Origin of the sequence: Streptomyces sp. NPDC047706, from assembly GCF_043204795.1 — a bacterium.
In the GTDB taxonomy this organism is placed as follows: domain Bacteria; phylum Actinomycetota; class Actinomycetes; order Streptomycetales; family Streptomycetaceae; genus Streptomyces.
On record NZ_JBIDCW010000023.1, the window covers coordinates 59,547 to 75,801 of the forward strand.

General features: G+C 69.4%; 12 protein-coding genes and 3 pseudogenes. 6 read left to right on the forward strand and 9 right to left on the reverse strand.

Going from position 1 to position 16,255, the window contains the following annotated elements; all coding sequences use genetic code 11:
- Positions 1-133: 133 nt before the first annotated feature.
- The gene (locus ACGF8A_RS25395; protein ID WP_393111922.1) at positions 134-403 is read left to right on the forward strand and encodes a WhiB family transcriptional regulator; all 270 of its coding nucleotides are present in this window, start codon (positions 134-136) and stop codon (positions 401-403) included.
- Between the two features lie 152 nt (positions 404-555).
- Positions 556-1,344 carry a DUF427 domain-containing protein gene (locus ACGF8A_RS25400; protein WP_393111924.1) on the forward strand — a complete coding sequence of 263 codons (789 nt, stop codon included), beginning with the start codon at positions 556-558 and terminating at the stop codon, positions 1,342-1,344.
- 120 nt (positions 1,345-1,464) lie between these two features.
- Here the strand turns inward: ACGF8A_RS25400 and ACGF8A_RS25405 are convergent.
- Positions 1,465-2,795 (reverse strand): annotated as a pseudogene (locus ACGF8A_RS25405) (APC family permease).
- A 340-nt stretch (positions 2,796-3,135) separates the two neighbouring features.
- Positions 3,136-3,651: a CGNR zinc finger domain-containing protein gene (locus ACGF8A_RS25410; RefSeq protein ID WP_393111926.1), complete on the reverse strand. Its 516-nt coding sequence runs from the start codon at positions 3,649-3,651 to the stop codon at positions 3,136-3,138.
- Positions 3,652-3,872: 221 nt separating this feature from the next.
- Here ACGF8A_RS25410 and ACGF8A_RS25415 point away from each other — a divergent pair, with 221 nt between their 5' ends.
- Positions 3,873-4,742, forward strand: a complete 870-nt coding sequence (locus ACGF8A_RS25415) for an alpha/beta fold hydrolase (protein WP_393111928.1) — start codon at positions 3,873-3,875, stop codon at positions 4,740-4,742.
- A 410-nt stretch (positions 4,743-5,152) separates the two neighbouring features.
- Here ACGF8A_RS25415 and ACGF8A_RS25420 read toward each other — a convergent pair whose 3' ends face one another.
- Positions 5,153-5,581 carry a VOC family protein gene (locus ACGF8A_RS25420; RefSeq protein WP_393111930.1) on the reverse strand — a complete coding sequence of 143 codons (429 nt, stop codon included), beginning with the start codon at positions 5,579-5,581 and terminating at the stop codon, positions 5,153-5,155.
- A 375-nt stretch (positions 5,582-5,956) separates the two neighbouring features.
- Here ACGF8A_RS25420 and ACGF8A_RS25425 point away from each other — a divergent pair, with 375 nt between their 5' ends.
- The gene (locus ACGF8A_RS25425) at positions 5,957-6,808 is read left to right on the forward strand and encodes an NmrA/HSCARG family protein (protein WP_393111932.1); all 852 of its coding nucleotides are present in this window, start codon (positions 5,957-5,959) and stop codon (positions 6,806-6,808) included.
- A gap of 99 nt (positions 6,809-6,907) precedes the next feature.
- On the opposite strand, the gene ACGF8A_RS25430 is transcribed toward ACGF8A_RS25425, so the two are convergent.
- From ACGF8A_RS25430 to ACGF8A_RS25440, 3 genes are all read right to left on the reverse strand, one after another.
- The gene (locus tag ACGF8A_RS25430) at positions 6,908-8,632 is read right to left on the reverse strand and encodes a VanW family protein (RefSeq protein ID WP_393111934.1); all 1,725 of its coding nucleotides are present in this window, start codon (positions 8,630-8,632) and stop codon (positions 6,908-6,910) included.
- Between the two features lie 1,045 nt (positions 8,633-9,677).
- Positions 9,678-9,977, reverse strand: a complete 300-nt coding sequence (locus ACGF8A_RS25435; RefSeq protein WP_393111936.1) for a hypothetical protein — start codon at positions 9,975-9,977, stop codon at positions 9,678-9,680.
- Between the two features lie 725 nt (positions 9,978-10,702).
- A complete protein-coding gene (locus ACGF8A_RS25440; RefSeq protein WP_393111938.1) occupies positions 10,703-11,767 on the reverse strand; it encodes a hypothetical protein in 1,065 nt (354 codons plus the stop codon).
- 300 nt (positions 11,768-12,067) lie between these two features.
- On the opposite strand from ACGF8A_RS25440, the gene ACGF8A_RS25445 reads away from it, so the two are divergent.
- The gene (locus tag ACGF8A_RS25445; RefSeq protein WP_393111940.1) at positions 12,068-13,222 is read left to right on the forward strand and encodes an aminotransferase class V-fold PLP-dependent enzyme; all 1,155 of its coding nucleotides are present in this window, start codon (positions 12,068-12,070) and stop codon (positions 13,220-13,222) included.
- 176 nt (positions 13,223-13,398) lie between these two features.
- A pseudogene (locus ACGF8A_RS25450) lies at positions 13,399-14,226 on the forward strand (phosphotransferase enzyme family protein); the annotation flags it as partial.
- A gap of 81 nt (positions 14,227-14,307) precedes the next feature.
- On the opposite strand, the pseudogene ACGF8A_RS25455 reads toward ACGF8A_RS25450, so the two are convergent.
- From ACGF8A_RS25455 to ACGF8A_RS25465, 3 genes and pseudogenes are all read right to left on the reverse strand, one after another.
- Positions 14,308-14,445 (reverse strand): annotated as a pseudogene (locus ACGF8A_RS25455) (hypothetical protein); the annotation flags it as partial.
- 65 nt (positions 14,446-14,510) lie between these two features.
- Positions 14,511-14,762 (reverse strand): hypothetical protein, encoded by a 252-nt coding sequence (locus ACGF8A_RS25460; RefSeq protein ID WP_393111942.1) that lies wholly within the window; start codon positions 14,760-14,762, stop codon positions 14,511-14,513.
- 462 nt (positions 14,763-15,224) lie between these two features.
- A complete protein-coding gene (locus ACGF8A_RS25465) occupies positions 15,225-16,109 on the reverse strand; it encodes a GNAT family N-acetyltransferase (RefSeq protein WP_393111944.1) in 885 nt (294 codons plus the stop codon).
- Positions 16,110-16,255: the final 146 nt, after the last annotated feature.

Here is a 16,255-nt window from a genome sequence, read left to right on the forward strand (position 1 = left end):
GTCGCCGGCCCACGTCGGCCAGCGCCGACGGCTTCAGGAACGTGTCACAGCAGCGCCGAGTGTTCGGTCATATCTGCGAGATTCGGGACCTCAAGACTTCGGCCCTGATGAATCTGCCACGAGGAGGTGCGCCGTGGACTGGCGTGAACAGGCGCTCTGTGGGGGCGCCGATCCTGATCTGTTCTTCCCCATAGGTGACACGAGCAGCCGTCCGACCGAGGCCCAGACAGCTCTGGCGAAGACCGTCTGTCGTCGCTGTCCGGTCATACGGGAGTGCCTGAGCTGGGCGCTGGCAGCCGATCCGCCGGACGGCGTATGGGGCGGCACAACAGCGGACGAACGCCGAGCCATGCGGCAGCGTCTGATACACCAGCCCCGCAAGACGAACGGGAGAGCAGCCTGACCGCCAGGCACACCACGCTGCGGGCCACTGGTCCGCACAGCTAGCATCGGGCGTGGATGAGGGCCGTTGGCCCGAGGGTGCGTGGTCGTCCCGGCACCCGCAGGTACAGGGCTCAGCGAGTGCACAGTCGGCGATTCGAACGCAGGTGTCCCATGGCAACGGAAAGTGTTCTGCATCCGAGCCTGATCGTCCCGATCGGCCACGTCGAGCCCGTGCCGCGGCGCATCCGGGGCATGATCGACGGCCGCGTCGTGTTCGACACACGCCGGGCCCTGTACGTCTGGGAGCGGCAGGCCTACCCCCAGTTCTGCATCCCGGTCAAGGACTTGGTCGACGGCGTGCTTGTCGACGACGGCCACACCGGGCAACTGGGTCCGGGCCCGGCGCACCGACACACCCTGCAGGTCGGCCCCGAGGTCCGTGAAGGCGCGGCGTGGGTCTGGGGTGAGGGTGCCCCGGGGCCCCTGCACGGGACGGTGCGCTTCGAATGGGAGGCGCTGGAGTCCTGGTTCGAGGAGGACGAGCCGGTCTTCGTGCATCCCAGGAGCCCGTACTCCCGTGTAGACGCTCTGCGCTCGTCCAGCAGCGTGCGAGTGGAGCTGGACGGGGTCGTGCTGGCGGATGCCCCCTACTGCGTGAAGCTCTTCGAGACCGGTCTGCCGACCCGCTACTACCTCGACCGCACGCACATCGACTGGACACGGCTTCGGCGCTCGGACACGGTGACGCAGTGCCCGTACAAGGGGACGACGAGCAGCTACTGGTCGTTCGACAGCGGCACCACGTCCTACGAAGACATCGCCTGGATGTACGACTTCCCGACCGTCCCAGCCCACGGCATCGCCGGCATGACGGCCTTCTACAACGAGCACGTCGATCTGTACGTCGACGACGCCCTGCTGCCGAGGCCCACCGGCCGTACGGGCGTGACTGCGAAGTAGCGGGCCGGGAGGAACACCGCGCAGGCTTCGGCACGCCTGAGCTGCTTGAGCCCTCAGCCGGAGAGGTGAAGGGACTGAGCGTGCGTCGGGTCGGAGCCGTGCCGGCCCGGGCGGTGCCGGTCAGGAGGACGCCTTGCGGCGGTGCAGGGCGGCGACGGCGCCGAGGGCCACGCCGACCGCGATGACGATCAGTCCGCGGATCCATACGCCGCTGTCGATCCGCGTCGCGAGCGCCACGCAGGAGAGCGCGCCGAGGACGGGCACGGCCGTGTACGCGTGGAAGTGCGGCGCGGCCGGGCGGTCGCGCCGCTGGACGAGGACGGCGGTGTTGACGATGAAGAACACCACGAGGAGCAGCAGCACGAGCGTGGAAGCGAGGGTCGCCACGTCGCCCGTCAGCGCCAGCGGGAAGGACAGCGAGGTCGTGGCCGCGATGGCGGCCCACGGGGTGCGGCGCCGGGGAAGCACCGCGGTCAGGAAGCGGGGGAGCAGACCGTCCCGGGCCATCCCGTAGGCCAGACGGGAACTCATGATGCCGGTGAGCAGCGCGCCGTTGGCGACGGCGACGAGGGCGACGGCACTGAACAGCTTCGGCGGAACCCCGCCCGCCTCCTTCACCACTTCGAGCAGGGGGCCGCTGGAGCGGGCCGGCGTTTCGGTGGGGACGGCGGCCGAGGCGACGATCCCGACCAGGGCGTAGACGGCACCGGCCGTCGCCAGGGCACCGAAGAGTGCCCGCGGATACGAGCGACGCGGATCCCGGGTCTCCTCGGCGACGTTGACGGAGGTTTCGAAGCCGACGAAGGAGTAGTACGCGAGCACCGTCGCGCTCAGGACCCCGGTGACCACGCCCGTGTCGGCAGTGCCTGGGTTCACCAGCCCGCCCGCGTCGCCGCGTACGAGCACCCGGACGCCGAGGCCGACGACGAGGAGGAGACCGCCCACCTCCACGAGTGTCGCGGCCACGTTGGCGCCGGTGGATTCCCTGATGCCTCGGGCGTTGAGCAGCGCCAGCGCGCACAGGAAGATCGCCGCGACCAGGAGGACGGGAAGGCTGACGAAGGCGGTCAGGTAGTCGCCGGCGAAACCACGTGCCAGTGCGGCGACCGACACGATGCCCGCGGCAAGCATGCAGAATCCGGCCAGGAACCCGGTGAGCGGGCCGTAGGCGAGGGTCGCATAGTGGGAGGCCCCGCCGGCCTTCGGGTACTTCGTCGCGAGTTCGGCGTACGACGCCGCCGTCAGGAGCGACAGCAGCAGGGCGAGGAGGAGCGGTACCCACACGGCGCCGCCCGACTTCGCGCGACCTGGCCTACGAGGACGTAGACGCCGGCGCCCAGCACGTCGCCCAGGATGAAGAAATAGAGCAGAGGCGTCGTCAGCGCCTTCTTGAGCGCCGGGGCCTCGGCCTCGGGCGCGCCGCCAGGCGTAGGTGCGAAGGGGGTGGTCACCGCACCTGACTACCCTTGCGGCCCGGCAACACCCGGAACGACGCGCGGTGGGCCGGGCACAGTCCACGGGTGCCGCCCCGTACTCCTCTGGCGAGGCGGTGAGTCGTATGTGGCCTGTTGCTCACTTTCGGGGGAGCGCTGAGGGCGGGATCCGGTGGCCTGCCGCTGCGGCGCAGTGGGCTGCGGGGTGTGGCCCGTGCATCCGAGGGCTATGTGCAGGGGCCACAGCTGTGTACGCCGTCTTCGCACAGGTCCATGACAGCAACAACCGACTGTCTCTGGACGGCCGCTCCAGCGTCCGCGTCCACACCGGCGCGTTCGCCCTCCGCCGTTCCTTCGGTCAGTCAGCGGCTGCTTTACGGGTGCGCTGGTAGTGGCGCCTGGCCTTCATGCGGTTGCCGCACAGTGCCATGGAGCACCAGCGGGCCTTGTTCGTCTTGCTGCGGTCGAGCAGGAACAGCCGGCACTCGGGGTTGGCGCAGGGGCGCAGCCTGCCAGGCATGCCTTGCTGTAGCGCGCCCCAGGTCAGCACCGCTTCCACCGCCATCCGGCGGTCTGCGGGGGGATTCGGCTCCCAGGACACGCCTTCCGCGGTGATGCGCGGATGAGAGGTGACGCCCTTGAGCAGCGGGGACAGTGAGGTGGCCGGCCGGTCCCCACGGACCACCTGTTGCAACGCCTCGCGGACCTCCATCAACTGCTTCCGCTCGGCGGCGGTGCCGCTCCCGCCGTGACTGCGCTGCCAGGACCGGGCCGCTTCTGGATCTTCCAGCTCATCATGCACACCGCCGTTGACCACCGGCGTGCTGTTGAGGAGTTCCAGCAGGGCGTCCTGCTGTTCTCGATCGGCCACCACGCTGCCTCCTAACCCTTTTGTTGCGCTTGACAGGTTACATGAGTGAAGCGCAGGCTAACCACAGAAAAGTCCTTCGACGGTTAGCCGATCCGGCCTCCCTCCGGCGCCCGGCTGTCCGGTGTCGAGGGTGAATCTAACCTCCATGAACCAGTTGACTGGTTAGTGGTCGATGTGCTCGACTGGATGAGTAACCAGTGAAAGCAAGTAGAAAGGTTAGAAGGATGACTCTCGCAGTCCACCACCGCACCGCCCGCATCGACGGCCTTGACGTCTTCTACCGGGAGGCAGGCGACCCCACAGCACCCGTCGTCGTCCTGCTGCACGGCTTCCCGACCAGCTCGCACATGTTCCGCCACCTGATTCCGGCACTCGCCGACCGCTACCACGTGATCGCCCCCGATCACATCGGGTTCGGCCAGAGCGCGATGCCCGCCATGGAGGACTTCCCCTACACCTTCGACGCCCTGGCCCGGATCACCGCCGGCCTGCTCCAGGAGCTGGGTGTCGACCAGTTCGCGATGTACGTGCAGGATTACGGCGCCCCCATCGGATGGCGTCTCGCCCTCCAGGACCCCGACCGGGTCACCGCGATCATCACCCAGAACGGCAACGCCTACGAAGAAGGGTTCGTCCAGCCCTTCTGGGACGCCGCTTTCGCCTACGCCAAGAACCCGGGTCCGGACACCGAGGGCCCCATGCGAGACGCCCTCACCCTCGAGGCCACCCGCTGGCAGTACGTGCACGGAGTACCCGACCCCAGTCTGATCAGCCCCGACAACTGGGTCCATGACCAGGCGCTGCTCGACCGCCCCGGCAACGACGAGATCCAGCTCAAACTCTTCCGTGACTACGCCACGAACCTGGACCTCTACCCGCAGGTACATCAGTACTTCCGGAACTCACAGGTCCCTCTTCTGGCGGTCTGGGGCGTCAACGACGAGATCTTCGGCCCCGCGGGTGCCCGGGCCTTTCAGCAAGATCTACCCGACGCCGAGATCCACCTGCTGGAATCCGGGCACTTCGCCCTGGAGAGCCACATTCACACCATCACCGAGCACATCCGCGCCTTCCTCGGCCGCTGTCCCGCCTGACCGCGCCGGGCGGTGGGAGCAGCGTGTGCCGCTGAGCGAGGGCGGCGGGCCGATCGCCGATACCGCGAGGCGAACGCCCGCCTGGGCGAGACCCGGACGTGCGTCGGTCTCGCCCGCGCCCACTTCGCCGGCCGGCCCCGGGCCCGCGCCCGGCCGTACGACGACCGTTGTCGGGCGGCGCGCTCACCCGACAGCGGCAACGGCGACGAGTCGCCGGCGGCCTGCAGAGCCAGGGACCGCTCCACGTCTCGCTCCAGGAACGGTGACGCATCACGCAGGTGCGAGGTGGTGCTCCGGGACGACCCTCCGCCATCGCCCGACGGGCTCGCGGTCACTACGGGGCCTGGTGAGGTGTGGGCGACCACGTCAGAAGGCCGCCCGCTCTCCCCACCCCACACCTCGGAAGGTACTCAGTCCAGACAGAACTCGTTGCCCTCGATGTCCAGCATCGGGATGCACGCATCTTTGCCGTCATAGAGCGTTCGCACGTGTACCGCGCCGAGCGGGACAAGTCGCGCGCACTCGGCCTCCAGTGCGGCGAGACGCTCTTCGCCCACGAGTCCGGTACCGACCCGCACGTCAAGATGGAGCCGGTTCTTGGCGGCCTTCCCTTCGGGCACGCGCTGGAAGTACAGCCGCGGGCCCACCCCTGAGGGATCGATGCAGGCGAACCATGCGTCCTGCTGCTCAGGTGGCAGCGATGCCTGGTAATCGTCCCAAGTGGCAAACTCCTTCGGTGGCGGTGATACGACGTACCCCAACACCTCGCACCAGAAGCGAGCGAGACGCTCAGGTTCCGCACAGTCGAAGGTGACTTGGAACTGCCTGATCGATGACATCGGCGCACCCTACCAAGGGGACTCAGCCACTCCCCGCCGAACCCTGGGCCGGCTTGGACACCTGGTTGAGGGTACGGCTGCGAAACAGAGCGGACGCCAAGGGCAGCGGTATGACGACCGGGCTCACGTCGACATCCCCGGAGCCGCAGGCTGCCTCAGCCGGCGGCTGCTGACCCGGACGCGCCGTAGCCTGACCTGACGTCGCAGGTACCAGCCACACGGGGGGCCTCCGGTGCCGGTGGCCGACAGACGTCTCATCCCCGACCGCGAACAAGGGCCCGTCGCGCAATGCGCGGGCTGCCCGCCATGACCCAATACCGTTGGGTGTGTCCGCTGCCGGTCCACAACTGCGGACCGGGGATGGAGGAGTCTCTCATGAGTGATGCGCCTGTTCTGGTACTCGCCGCCACCGGTGGACAGGGAAGGGCCGTGACTGAGGCGTTGCTGGTTCGCGGCGCCAGGGTGCGGGCGATGGTCCGGGACCCCGAGCGGAGTTCCGGGCGCCGGCTGGCCGATCAGGGTGCCGAGCTTGTGGCGGGTTCCTTGAGTGACCGTGGACGCCTCGCCGCCGCGATGGATGGCGTGGCGGGGGTCTTCGCGTACACCACGCCTTTCGAGGCAGGCCTGGACGCCGAGGTTGCCCAGGGGCAGGCAATCGTGGCTGCCGCCGGCGAGAAGGGCGTACCGCATCTGGTGTTCAGCTCGGTAGCGGGCGCCGGCCAAGGAAGCGGCGTACCGCATTTCGACAGTAAGGCTCGAATCGAAGCGGAGCTGGCCTTGAGCACAGTTCCTCATACGATCTTGGGGCCGACGTATTTCTACGACAACGCCCTTGGCGGGGCGGAACGCATCCTCGCCGGGATGCTCGACCTGCCTCTCCCCTCCGAGCGGCCCTTGCAGCAGCTGGCTCGTACCGACCACGGTGCCTTCGCCGCCGAGCTGCTGCTCAACCCCGGCCCATACGTCGGGCAGCGAATCGAGCTGGCGAGCGATGCTCCCACCCCGGCGCAGATGGCAGCCGCCCTGGGTGCAGCTGTGGGACGGGAAGTCCGGAATGTGCAGGTACCGCTGGAGGAGATCGGCAATCCGGACATGCGCGCGATGTGGACGTTTCTCAACGGACCTGGCTACCAGGCCGACGTCCACGCTCTGCATGCGGCCCATCCGGGGATCGCCTGGACCAGCTTCGCCGAGTGGGCGGAGAGCGCGTTCCCTGGTGCCCACTGATCAACGATCACTGATCACCGTCGAAGGCATGCCAGGCCTGGAACTCCAAGGGGCCCGCATGGGCACCGGTGCCCGGCGAGTGAGGGAACGCGGCGAGGCTCAGTCCGCATCCTGGTCGGCGGCCGCCTCGCAGACGATCTCGTCACGAGGGGTGTAGTGCGTGCGGAACGGTTCCCGCCGCACTTCCCGGCCGTTGTCACGGAAGACCCGCTCCACGGTGACGTCGAAGCCCTCGAGCGGGGTCTGCGGTACGCACGCCTCGTCGGTGCTCACCTTTCTGTCGGGCTGCTGCACGTTGGTGCGCGGACCCTGGACCGAGGTGACCTCGTCGTACTTCTTCGTGCCGAGGAAGCTGATGGTCACCGAGGTGTCAGTGGACTCGGCCTGGATGTAGATGGCCCTACCGGAGTCGTTGGTGAACCTCAGATCGAGGCTTCCCCAGGCGACCGTCGCCTCGCGGCCCTCGGGGTAGCGCTCGATGTAGAAGGAGTGGGCACCGTGCTCGACGGGCTTGACACCCGCGAAGAACATCGCGTTGAAGACCGTGGTGGCCACGGCGGAGACCCCGCCGCCGGGTGCCCTGGTGTACTTGTCGTGGAGGATTATGATGCCGTCGACGAATCCGTTGGCCTCGGTGCGCTCGCGGACGGTGCGGTTGAAGCTCCATGTCTCGTTCGGCATGACGACGGAGCCGTTGATGAGTTCCACGGCCCGCCCGACGTTCGTCGTGCGGTAGGCGGCGGGTTCGAAGTTGACGGTGAAGGAGGACAACTTCTCGGTCAGTCCCAGACCGGCCGCGTTCTCACGGGTCACCTCCGGCTGGATTACCCGTGCCTCCACCTCGCCGGCGCGGGCGGCGCCCGACTTGGTGAGCAGGGGCAGGACGGCCTTGCCCAGCGCCTTGTCGGTGACCTCCACGCCGACGGCGGCGTCGGCCGCCACCACCACCTTGTCGCCGTCAAGCCCCAGCCGGGCGTTCTGAGGGGTGGCGGGGAGGGCGTTCAGGGCGCCGGCCACCTCGGGCGTGGCACGCAGGCCCTTGCTGTCGAGTGCCGGCGTGAGCCTGCCGGACTTGTCAGGCCGCATCGTCAGGTGCTCGCCCAGCACGGCCGGGGTGATCGTGAATCGCTTGCCGTGCGCTGTGAGCGTGACCGGTGCCGACATCGCCGGCTGCGCGAACGCGCGCACCGCCCGCCGTACCTCTTCCGCCGTGACCTTCGGCTTGGTCTCGCGTGCGGGAAGCACCGTGACCGAGTCCGCCGCGCCGTGCAGGAACGGGGCGCGCAAGGCACCTGTCGCGGCGTCCACGTCCAACGCGTAACCCGTGCGCGGCGCGCTCTGCTCGACACGGCCGCCGTCGAATGAGACGGCGCCGTCGCTGACCTTCTGGTCGAGCGTGGTGGCCAGCTTTCCGAGGGCGGCACGGGCCTTGTCCTCGTCGACCCGTACGACCGGCTCGACGTCACCGCCCGAGCGGAACAGCCCGCCGAACAGGCTCAAAGGATCATGCCCGGTGGACGCCGCCCGATCCAGAGTTTCCGGGATGTCGAACGAGAGCCCCGCCTGCTGCGGGTCGACCGCGCCCTTGCGCTCGCCGACCTTCACCGCCAGTTGTCGCGGACCGGTCCCCGGCAGGTGCCGCTCCAGCTTCTCGGTGGCTTCCGCGCGGGTCAGGCCCCCGATGTCCACGCCGCGCACCGTCGTGCCCGCCTCTATCTCGCCGCCGGTCAGCAGCAGCGCGGTGAGATACAGCCCGCCGATGCCGACGGTCAGGGCACCGCCCGCCAGGGCGACGGGCCGGAGGGAGGCTATCCGGGGTTGCATGGGTCTCCTGAACGATCGATGTGACGTGCCCCGATGCCGCTGCGCTGGGTGCGAGGGCAGTCGGCCAGGTTACGCGCCACCGGGCGCCAAAGGGTATATCGCATGTCACGTCGGACCTTGTGGGTGATAGGCGTGATCTATGAGCGCAACGGCACCTGGCATGCTCAGTCGCCCGAAAGGGGTCGCCATGTCGGGACCGCTCCGCCTGCTCCTCCCGCTCCGCGTCGGCCCGCCCCACCCCGGTCCGCGATGCCCCCGTCGTCAGGCCGGCGCTCCGATCAGGACGTTGCTCCAGCCGGCGATCTCCGCTTCACTCTCGGTCGCAGGTCCCCTGAGCCCCTCGTCGGTCATGGAAGCGCACGGGGGGTCGCCTGCGGTCCGGGTGTCCCGGGCCGGCTTCAGTCCGCCCGGCAAGTCCATGACCGCCCTGCGAGGCTGCGGATCAAGAGAATCCGTCATCGTCGGACTACGGGCTGTAACCGGGGGCTGTGGGCCCGCAGCGTGGCCCGCGCCACCCTGGGCCGCTCCGCAGCGCAGGACGGCAGCCCTAGCGTAAGAAGGTGCCGGATGTCGCCGCCGCGTCCCGTGCCGGTTCGGCGCATGGGAGCGCCGGCGCGGCACTGGCGGTTGTCGGTCGGAACGGGGTGGTGAGCCGCTGGACGGACACCGCCCAGCACCTCCTCGGCCACCGGGCCGACGAGATCCTGGGGCAACGGGCCGAGGGGCTGGCGGCCACTCCGAGCGAAGCCGGGGGTTGGCACGTGCCTACGGGCCTTCCTGGCCGCAACGGCTTAGCGAGCCTGCCGTCGTTCGTTGTGATCTCCCGATTCCCGGTCGCAGTCTCGGTTCAGGGAAGCGAGCCCTGTCCTGTCACGACCCGAAGTGCCGCGCCCCTGCCCGCACATGGGTGGTGAGACGCCATGCCAAAGGAGCCTGGCCCACTCAGCTGCCAGTGGCGGCTGGAGCGGTTTGTCACCTTCGACGGCGACCTGCGGACGGTTGGTGAGGCATGGGGAAAGGCCTCGGCGAGGACCGATGGATCGGCTCACGGGCACCGGTCGCCTCCAGTTGCGGTTCTACGTCCGAACGGTACGAGTACCGCGATCCCCAGAGTCACGACCGTCTCATCGTCACGCTGGTCCAGGGCAGTGGCGAGCTTCGTCTCCTGGATGATGCGAGCCGTTTCAACTTCGAGGGCGTCGAAGAGTACGAACGAGAGCGGCGGAATTTCACCGGGCGAAAGGCCGCGGAGCACGCAGTCGCAGAAAGTGGCCGAGTCGCCGGCATCTCGCTGGTACGTGCCTACTACAGCCAGAACGGCCGCGCTCCTCTTGAACCACTGCACTGGTGACGACCCGACCCTGGCAAGGAACCGGAGTGCCGCCGCAAGGTCAGTCGGGACGGCCGACCATCTGTGAGCTAAACCTTCAGCAACGCAAACTGCTCAACAGCCACACTCGGCATCATGCAGACCGCCGGGATCTGGCCGACGTCCTGGTGCCCGCGTTGGCGAACTACGCGACCGCCGACCTGGGGGACGCGGCCGACCTGGGGGACGAACCCCCTCGCACGGCTCGGCACGACCGGGTCCGGCGCCGTCCCGGCCTTTCAACGCGGGGCCTGGCGTCGATCCACGCGGGCGCCCCGGAATCATTCTGGGCGCGCGGGGAGCCGGTCTTCGTCCCTCCGCACTGCCCTCCTTGAGGTCCTGGACACCGCCAGCTCCCAGCCGGCCGGCACTGAGCCTGGACAACTCAACACAGTTGTTGCTCTGGCCTCGGCATCGGTGTCGTATGTGTGCATCCACGTCATGCAGACCTGCCCCCCGCGAGCTGTCCGGCGTTGCGCCGGACCGGGCGGTGGCCGGACCTCTCATCAGCGTCTCCGACGGCGCCTTCCGCGCCCGGTGAAACCGCCCCCAGGTCATGCCTTCGACAGGGGGACACAGTCATGCCGGGCCCGGAGGCAGGTGCCCCTGTTGCAGGACCGAATGAAGACTATGAGGGGGGTGGGTGCTCCGGGCGCAGGCGACGAAGTGCTCATGGCACGCAGCCGGACCTGCGGGAGTCCTCACACGGCCTCGCCGTAGCGCTCCCCGGCGTAGGCCCGGACCGCCGGGACGACCGCCTCCGCGCCGCCCGGCAGCCGGTCCAGGCGGACCAGGGCGTACGCCTGATGTCCGTCGACCAGGTGTGTGGGTGCGGCGCGGACGGTGGAGCCTGGAAGGAGCCACACCACAAGCCAGGGCCGGTGGTCCTTGCCGAAGGGTTCGGGCCCGACAGTCACCACGGCCATCTCGTCCCAGTAGAGGAACAGTTCGCGCTCGGAGACCTTCCGCATCCCGATGCCCGCCGGACCGACGCGTAGCCGAAGCGGCTTGCGCCACTGCTGGAAGCAACGTATCGCGAGAGGCCAGGACAGCAACCCGCCCATCGTCGCGACCGGGAGGACGGCGAAGGGCCCGATCAGGCGATCGCCGACGACGGACGCGATGAGCACGAAGCTGCACACGGCGGCCGACGCCGCCCAGAACACAGTCCAGATCCCTGCCCCGCTCCTGGCGACGAAGCGGTACTCGCGGCCAGGGACGCCGCGCCCGGGGCCTGACCGGGTCACCGGACTGGGCGGCCGGACGTTGCGCGGCGCGGTCTCGAAGCGGGCGCCGCCGTACTGGGCCAGGGCGGCAGTGAGCGCGGAGACACTCTGGTCGAGGTCAGCGCAGTTGACGATCGTGTACCGGGGCGGCCCGTCGAGGGTGTGATCGGGTCTGCGGTGCAGTGTCACGCCGGGTGCTGTCCAGAGTTGCAGATGCGGCTTCGGGGGCTTGGTGTCCACGCTGTCCTCACCGGTGTTCGGCGGATGCCAGAGGGCAACCCGGTCGATCTGCTCCCAGGCGAGTTCCGCGTCGTGGAGTGTGATCCCGATCCCGTCGACGCGCAGTCGGAACGGCCGCCGCGCCTTCCACAGGTACGCCGCCCCCGTGAGCGACGCGACGGCCCCGTACAGCGTCACGCCCAGGGGGCCGTCGACGCTGTCGCCGACGACGAACCACACCAGCGCCCCGGCCAGCCCGATGAACCCCGCTGTCAGACAGAGCTGCCCCCGCCGTCTGATCCGTCCGACTGTGAACTCCATTGCCCCGGCCCCCCGTCGCGTCGTCCTCCCGGACTCACATGATGCGTCGGTCTTGGCGCTCCAGCGGCGGGCGTCGGCGTGGTGTTGCCTCACCGTGACGCCCGCGGAACAACGCCACATGCCGCCGACGCCGGCAAGCGCCAGCCGGCATCCACCATGACCGGTGCAAGGTGGTTCCAGGGGGATACCGATGGCTTCGCACTCGAGGGCCGTACCGTACGGGGGAGTGGGGCGGCACGTTCGCCGCCGGTGAGGTGAGCCGGTGCACGTATCGAGACCATGGCCCGATGCGGTAGCCCCATGCTCCGCCCGATCAAGGTCTGTCCCGGAAGGAAGAGCCCTGTGCTCACGTCGTACGCAGCTCACTTTGACGCACCCGCCGGGTACCTGGACTTCGCACGCTTCGGGCCGCCGTCGCGGGAGGTCGTGGCGGCCACCGCGCGTGCGACGGAGGAGTCCGCCCGGCCCGACCACACAACCGTGGACGGCCTCATGCAGGCTGATCAGGCGGCGCGGGAGAGCGCAGCCCGCTTGGTGGGTACCGACGCCCAGCACACCGTGCTCCTGCCGAACACCTCAACCGGCCTCTTCCACGCGGCCCTTGGCATCCGCGAGGGCGTCGTCCTCGCCTCGCGCACCGACTTCCCCTCCAACCAGTACCCGTGGCGCCGCGCCGCGGACCTGGGCAGGGTCACGCCTCGCTGGCTCGACCCGGCGCCCGGCGAGGGCATGAGCCCCGACCTGGTCCGCGCCGCGCTGACGGACGACACCGTCGCGGTGTCCGTCAGCGCTGTGGACTTCCGCACCGGATACCGTGCCGACCTGGCGGCACTGCGCGAGGCGATCGGGCCGGATCGGCTGCTGATCGTGGATGCCATCCAGGCGTTCGGCGTGACGCACATGGCATGGGAGGCGGCCGACGTGCTGGTCGTGGGCGGCCAGAAGTGGCTGCGCGCGGGCTGGTCCACAGGTTTCGCGACCCTGTCCGACCGCGCGCTTGACTCCCTCGAGCCGGTTCTCACCGGCTGGACCGGAGTCGAGGAGACCGGCCTGTTCGACGGCACCGAGCATCCGCCCGCCGTGGACGCCCGGCGCTGGTCGATCACCCACCTCAGCCCGGTTGCGGCGGCGGCGTTCGCCGCCGCGTTGGAGCTCGTGGAACGGCACTCCGTCGCGGCGATCGAGTCCGTGATCGCGGCGCGGATCGCCGAACTCGCCGAGGTCGTCGAGCGGTCCGGCGGCCGCGTCCTGTCCCCGGCCGAGCCGTCACGGCGCGCGGGCATCCTCTCCTTCGCGCTACCGGATCAGGACCCCGTCCTCGTCGCCAAGACGTTGCAGGACGAGGGGGTCACCGCGACGGTGCGTACCGACTCGCTGAGGCTTTCCCCGCACGCCTCGACCCCGCCGGAGGCGACCGAGCGAGTCGCCGCTGCGCTGTTGTCACTGCGGAGCTGACCGGAACGGCCCGCCTCCAACTGCTCGTGGCCGGGTGGGTGCGAGGTGGCTTGTGGTATGCCGTCGGAGGGACCCTTCCCGAAATCGGTGAGGTACCCCTTCGTCGTTGGTTGGGTGCGCAGGTTGCACCGCTTGGAGAGTCCCGGCAGTACCCGGAGGAGAGGGGCCTGGCGACGATGCAGGCATCGGAGCGCTCGCGTGCGGTGGGCGTGGCCATGGCGATCGCTTCATCACTTGGCCTGATGGTCGACAACGCGATCGTTCTCCAGGACTCGAACAAGCTCACTCTGCGTCTTCTGCCCTGTGACGTCCTGGCCCGGGTGGCCCCTGTTGCGCATCAGGTCGCACAGTTCGAGATCGAACTTGCTCAGCGGCTCACCGAATCCGGTTGCCCTGTGGCTGCTCTCGAGCCTCGGGTGGAGCCACGCGTCCATGAGCGTGACGGCTTCGTGGCCACGCTGTGGACCTACTACGAGCCCCTGACACCACGTGAGATCTCCCCGACCGGCTACGCCGACGCGCTTGTGCGGCTGCATGCCGGCCTGCGCGAGCTCGATGTCGCGGCGCCGCATTTCACGGTGCGGGTCGAGCAGGCTCAACAACTGCTGGCGAACCGCGAGCACACCCCGGCGCTTGCCGATGCGGACCGTCAGCTGCTCGGCGACGCGTTGCGAAACCTGCGACAAGCGATCGGCGAGCGCGGCGGCGTCGAGCAGCTGCTGCACGGCGAGCCCCACCCGGGTAACGTCCTCACCACGAAGAACGGACTGCTCTTCATAGACCTCGAGACGTGTTGCCGTGGGCCCGTCGAATTCGACCTCGTCCATGCGCCCGACGAAGTCAGCGAGCACTATCCGGGTATTGATCGGGACTTGCTGCGCGAGTGCCGGCTCCTCGTACTGGCGATGATCACAACTTGGCGCTGGGATCGAGACGACCAGCTTCCCAACGGGCGCCGGCTTGGCACGGAGTGGCTCAGCCGGCTCCGAGCGGCAGTCGACGGCAACGGCCCGCATGTCGTCGGCGCGCAGCAGGATGATGTCGGCGTCCTTGCCGGGCGCGAGGCTGCCCGTTCGGGCGTCGAGCCCGCACGACTGGGCGGCATCGACGGTGGCGAACTCCAGGAGGTCACCGGAGCGCCGGCCGCCGTCCAGGCCTCGCTGCGCGGCGAAGGCGGTCGACAGGGTTTGACTGATAGCTGCCTCGCGTCGCCGGCGACGTATACGCTGCCGCGGATCGCGCCGTTCTTGCGAGACTCAACGCGGTGCGCCTCGCCTCCCGGCTCCCGTCACTGCGCGTCGTCCCGTGTACGGCGCTCCTGATGCCGGCGGCGGTCCCGCCACCAGGCGAGCCGGTCTGCGGAGTTCTGCGGAAAGACGGTTCGCAGTGCTGACAGTCCCGCGGCCGCCCCGAGACAGGGCACGGACACCCACCAGGGCGCGTCGAAGATGCCGGTGAGTACGGAGGTCAGGTCGGTGAAGGCGAGGGACACGGCGGACTCCTCGGTATAGGCGTTGTGCGTCTCCAGCGTGCTGTCCACTGACCGGTTGCGGAGGCGGGAACTGCTGGAAATCCTGGTTGCCAGGGAATCGGCAACTTCGGCTGCTGCGTGGTACGACGGTGAGATCGCCCCAGGCGGGGGCCGCGTGCAGGCGCGCGTAGCCGGGTGGCGATCGCCTGCCGAGGTTCGCATCGCGAGGCCGCGTGAGGCAAAAGCATCGAAGGTCCCGCACATTCCCGGCCGACGTCTGGCTGTGCGGCCCCAGGCCGCTCAGCCGACGACGCGCCGCCCACCCGGCTACGGGCCTGCCAGGCCCGCCCCGCGGCTACGCGGCCATGCCGCCCAGCCGGCTACGCGCCGCTCAGGCCGCCCACCCAGGCCCTCGTCCACCGCGCCCTTCGCCCTCGCCGAGATTGTGCCGTCCACCCCGACGCCCGGGTCACGTCGGCACCGCGATGCCGCAGGCCGACCCGGGGCGTCGAGGAGGTCTTGCCTGCCTGCTCAAGTTCTCACGGGGGCTGCCGGTTCGGAGTACGCGAAGTCGTACGGGGCCCAATCGGCGACCCGACGGTACCCGAGGCGCTGATAGAGGGCGTTGCTGGTGGGGTTGCCCGCATCCGTGTACAGCACGATCTCCTTGGCACCCGCGGTGAGCGCGGCCCGGGTGACCTCGGCAGTCACTGCGGCCGCGTAGCCGCGGCCGCGGAGGTCGGCAGGGGTGTAGACGGGGTCCACGCGGACCATGCCGGCGACCATCGGGTTCACGCCGGCCATGGAGACGGGGGTGCCGTCGGGAGTCTCCCAGAAGGTGTACCGCTTCTCGGCGAAGCGGGTGCTCTCCCAGGAAGCGGCGTCGATGGTGACGGTCTCCCCGAGATCCGCGGCGAGTTCACGGCACCACTGCATGAGGTGCTCGTGGTCCTCGTCGCCCACGACCCGGCCGTGTCCCTCTGGGTGCGGCTCGGGCGGTGTGAGCGTGCCGAGGCGGTGAAGGTGCATCCGTACCCGGAGCGTCGGCGTCGCGCCGGTGTGCTTGTGCCAGGCCTCGGCGAAGGCTGTGGCGGTGTCGTGGTCCGCGGTGACGCCGGCGAGCGTATGGCCCAGGGCGGCCAATTCGGCGGCCAGAGCTTCGGCTTGCCCGGGGGAGAGGGGAGTGAGCGTCAGGCGGCGGCTCGGCGGGCGGAAGAAGATCGCATGGGTCTCGCCCTCCGACTCAAGCCGGCCGAAGAGGACTGTGCCAGGGGTGTAGGCGCTTGGGCTGGTGCGCCACTTCTCCAGCACGGTGAGCGGCGTGTTGTGCAGGACGGGGCGCGAGCGGAGGAAGGCTTCGGCTCGTGTGAGAAGGTCGTCGAGGTCTTCGGAGAGACGCCAGGCATCCGAGTGCATGCTGCATGATCCCGCATCGCACCACCGGTGGGGAGCGGGTACCCGAAGACGAGCCTGGGTCATCACCCTCGGCCCTGCCAATCCCGCCTGGCCTCAACTGAGTTGTACCTGGACACCGGGTGGCCCCGGGCCCCTGTGGACGCGGG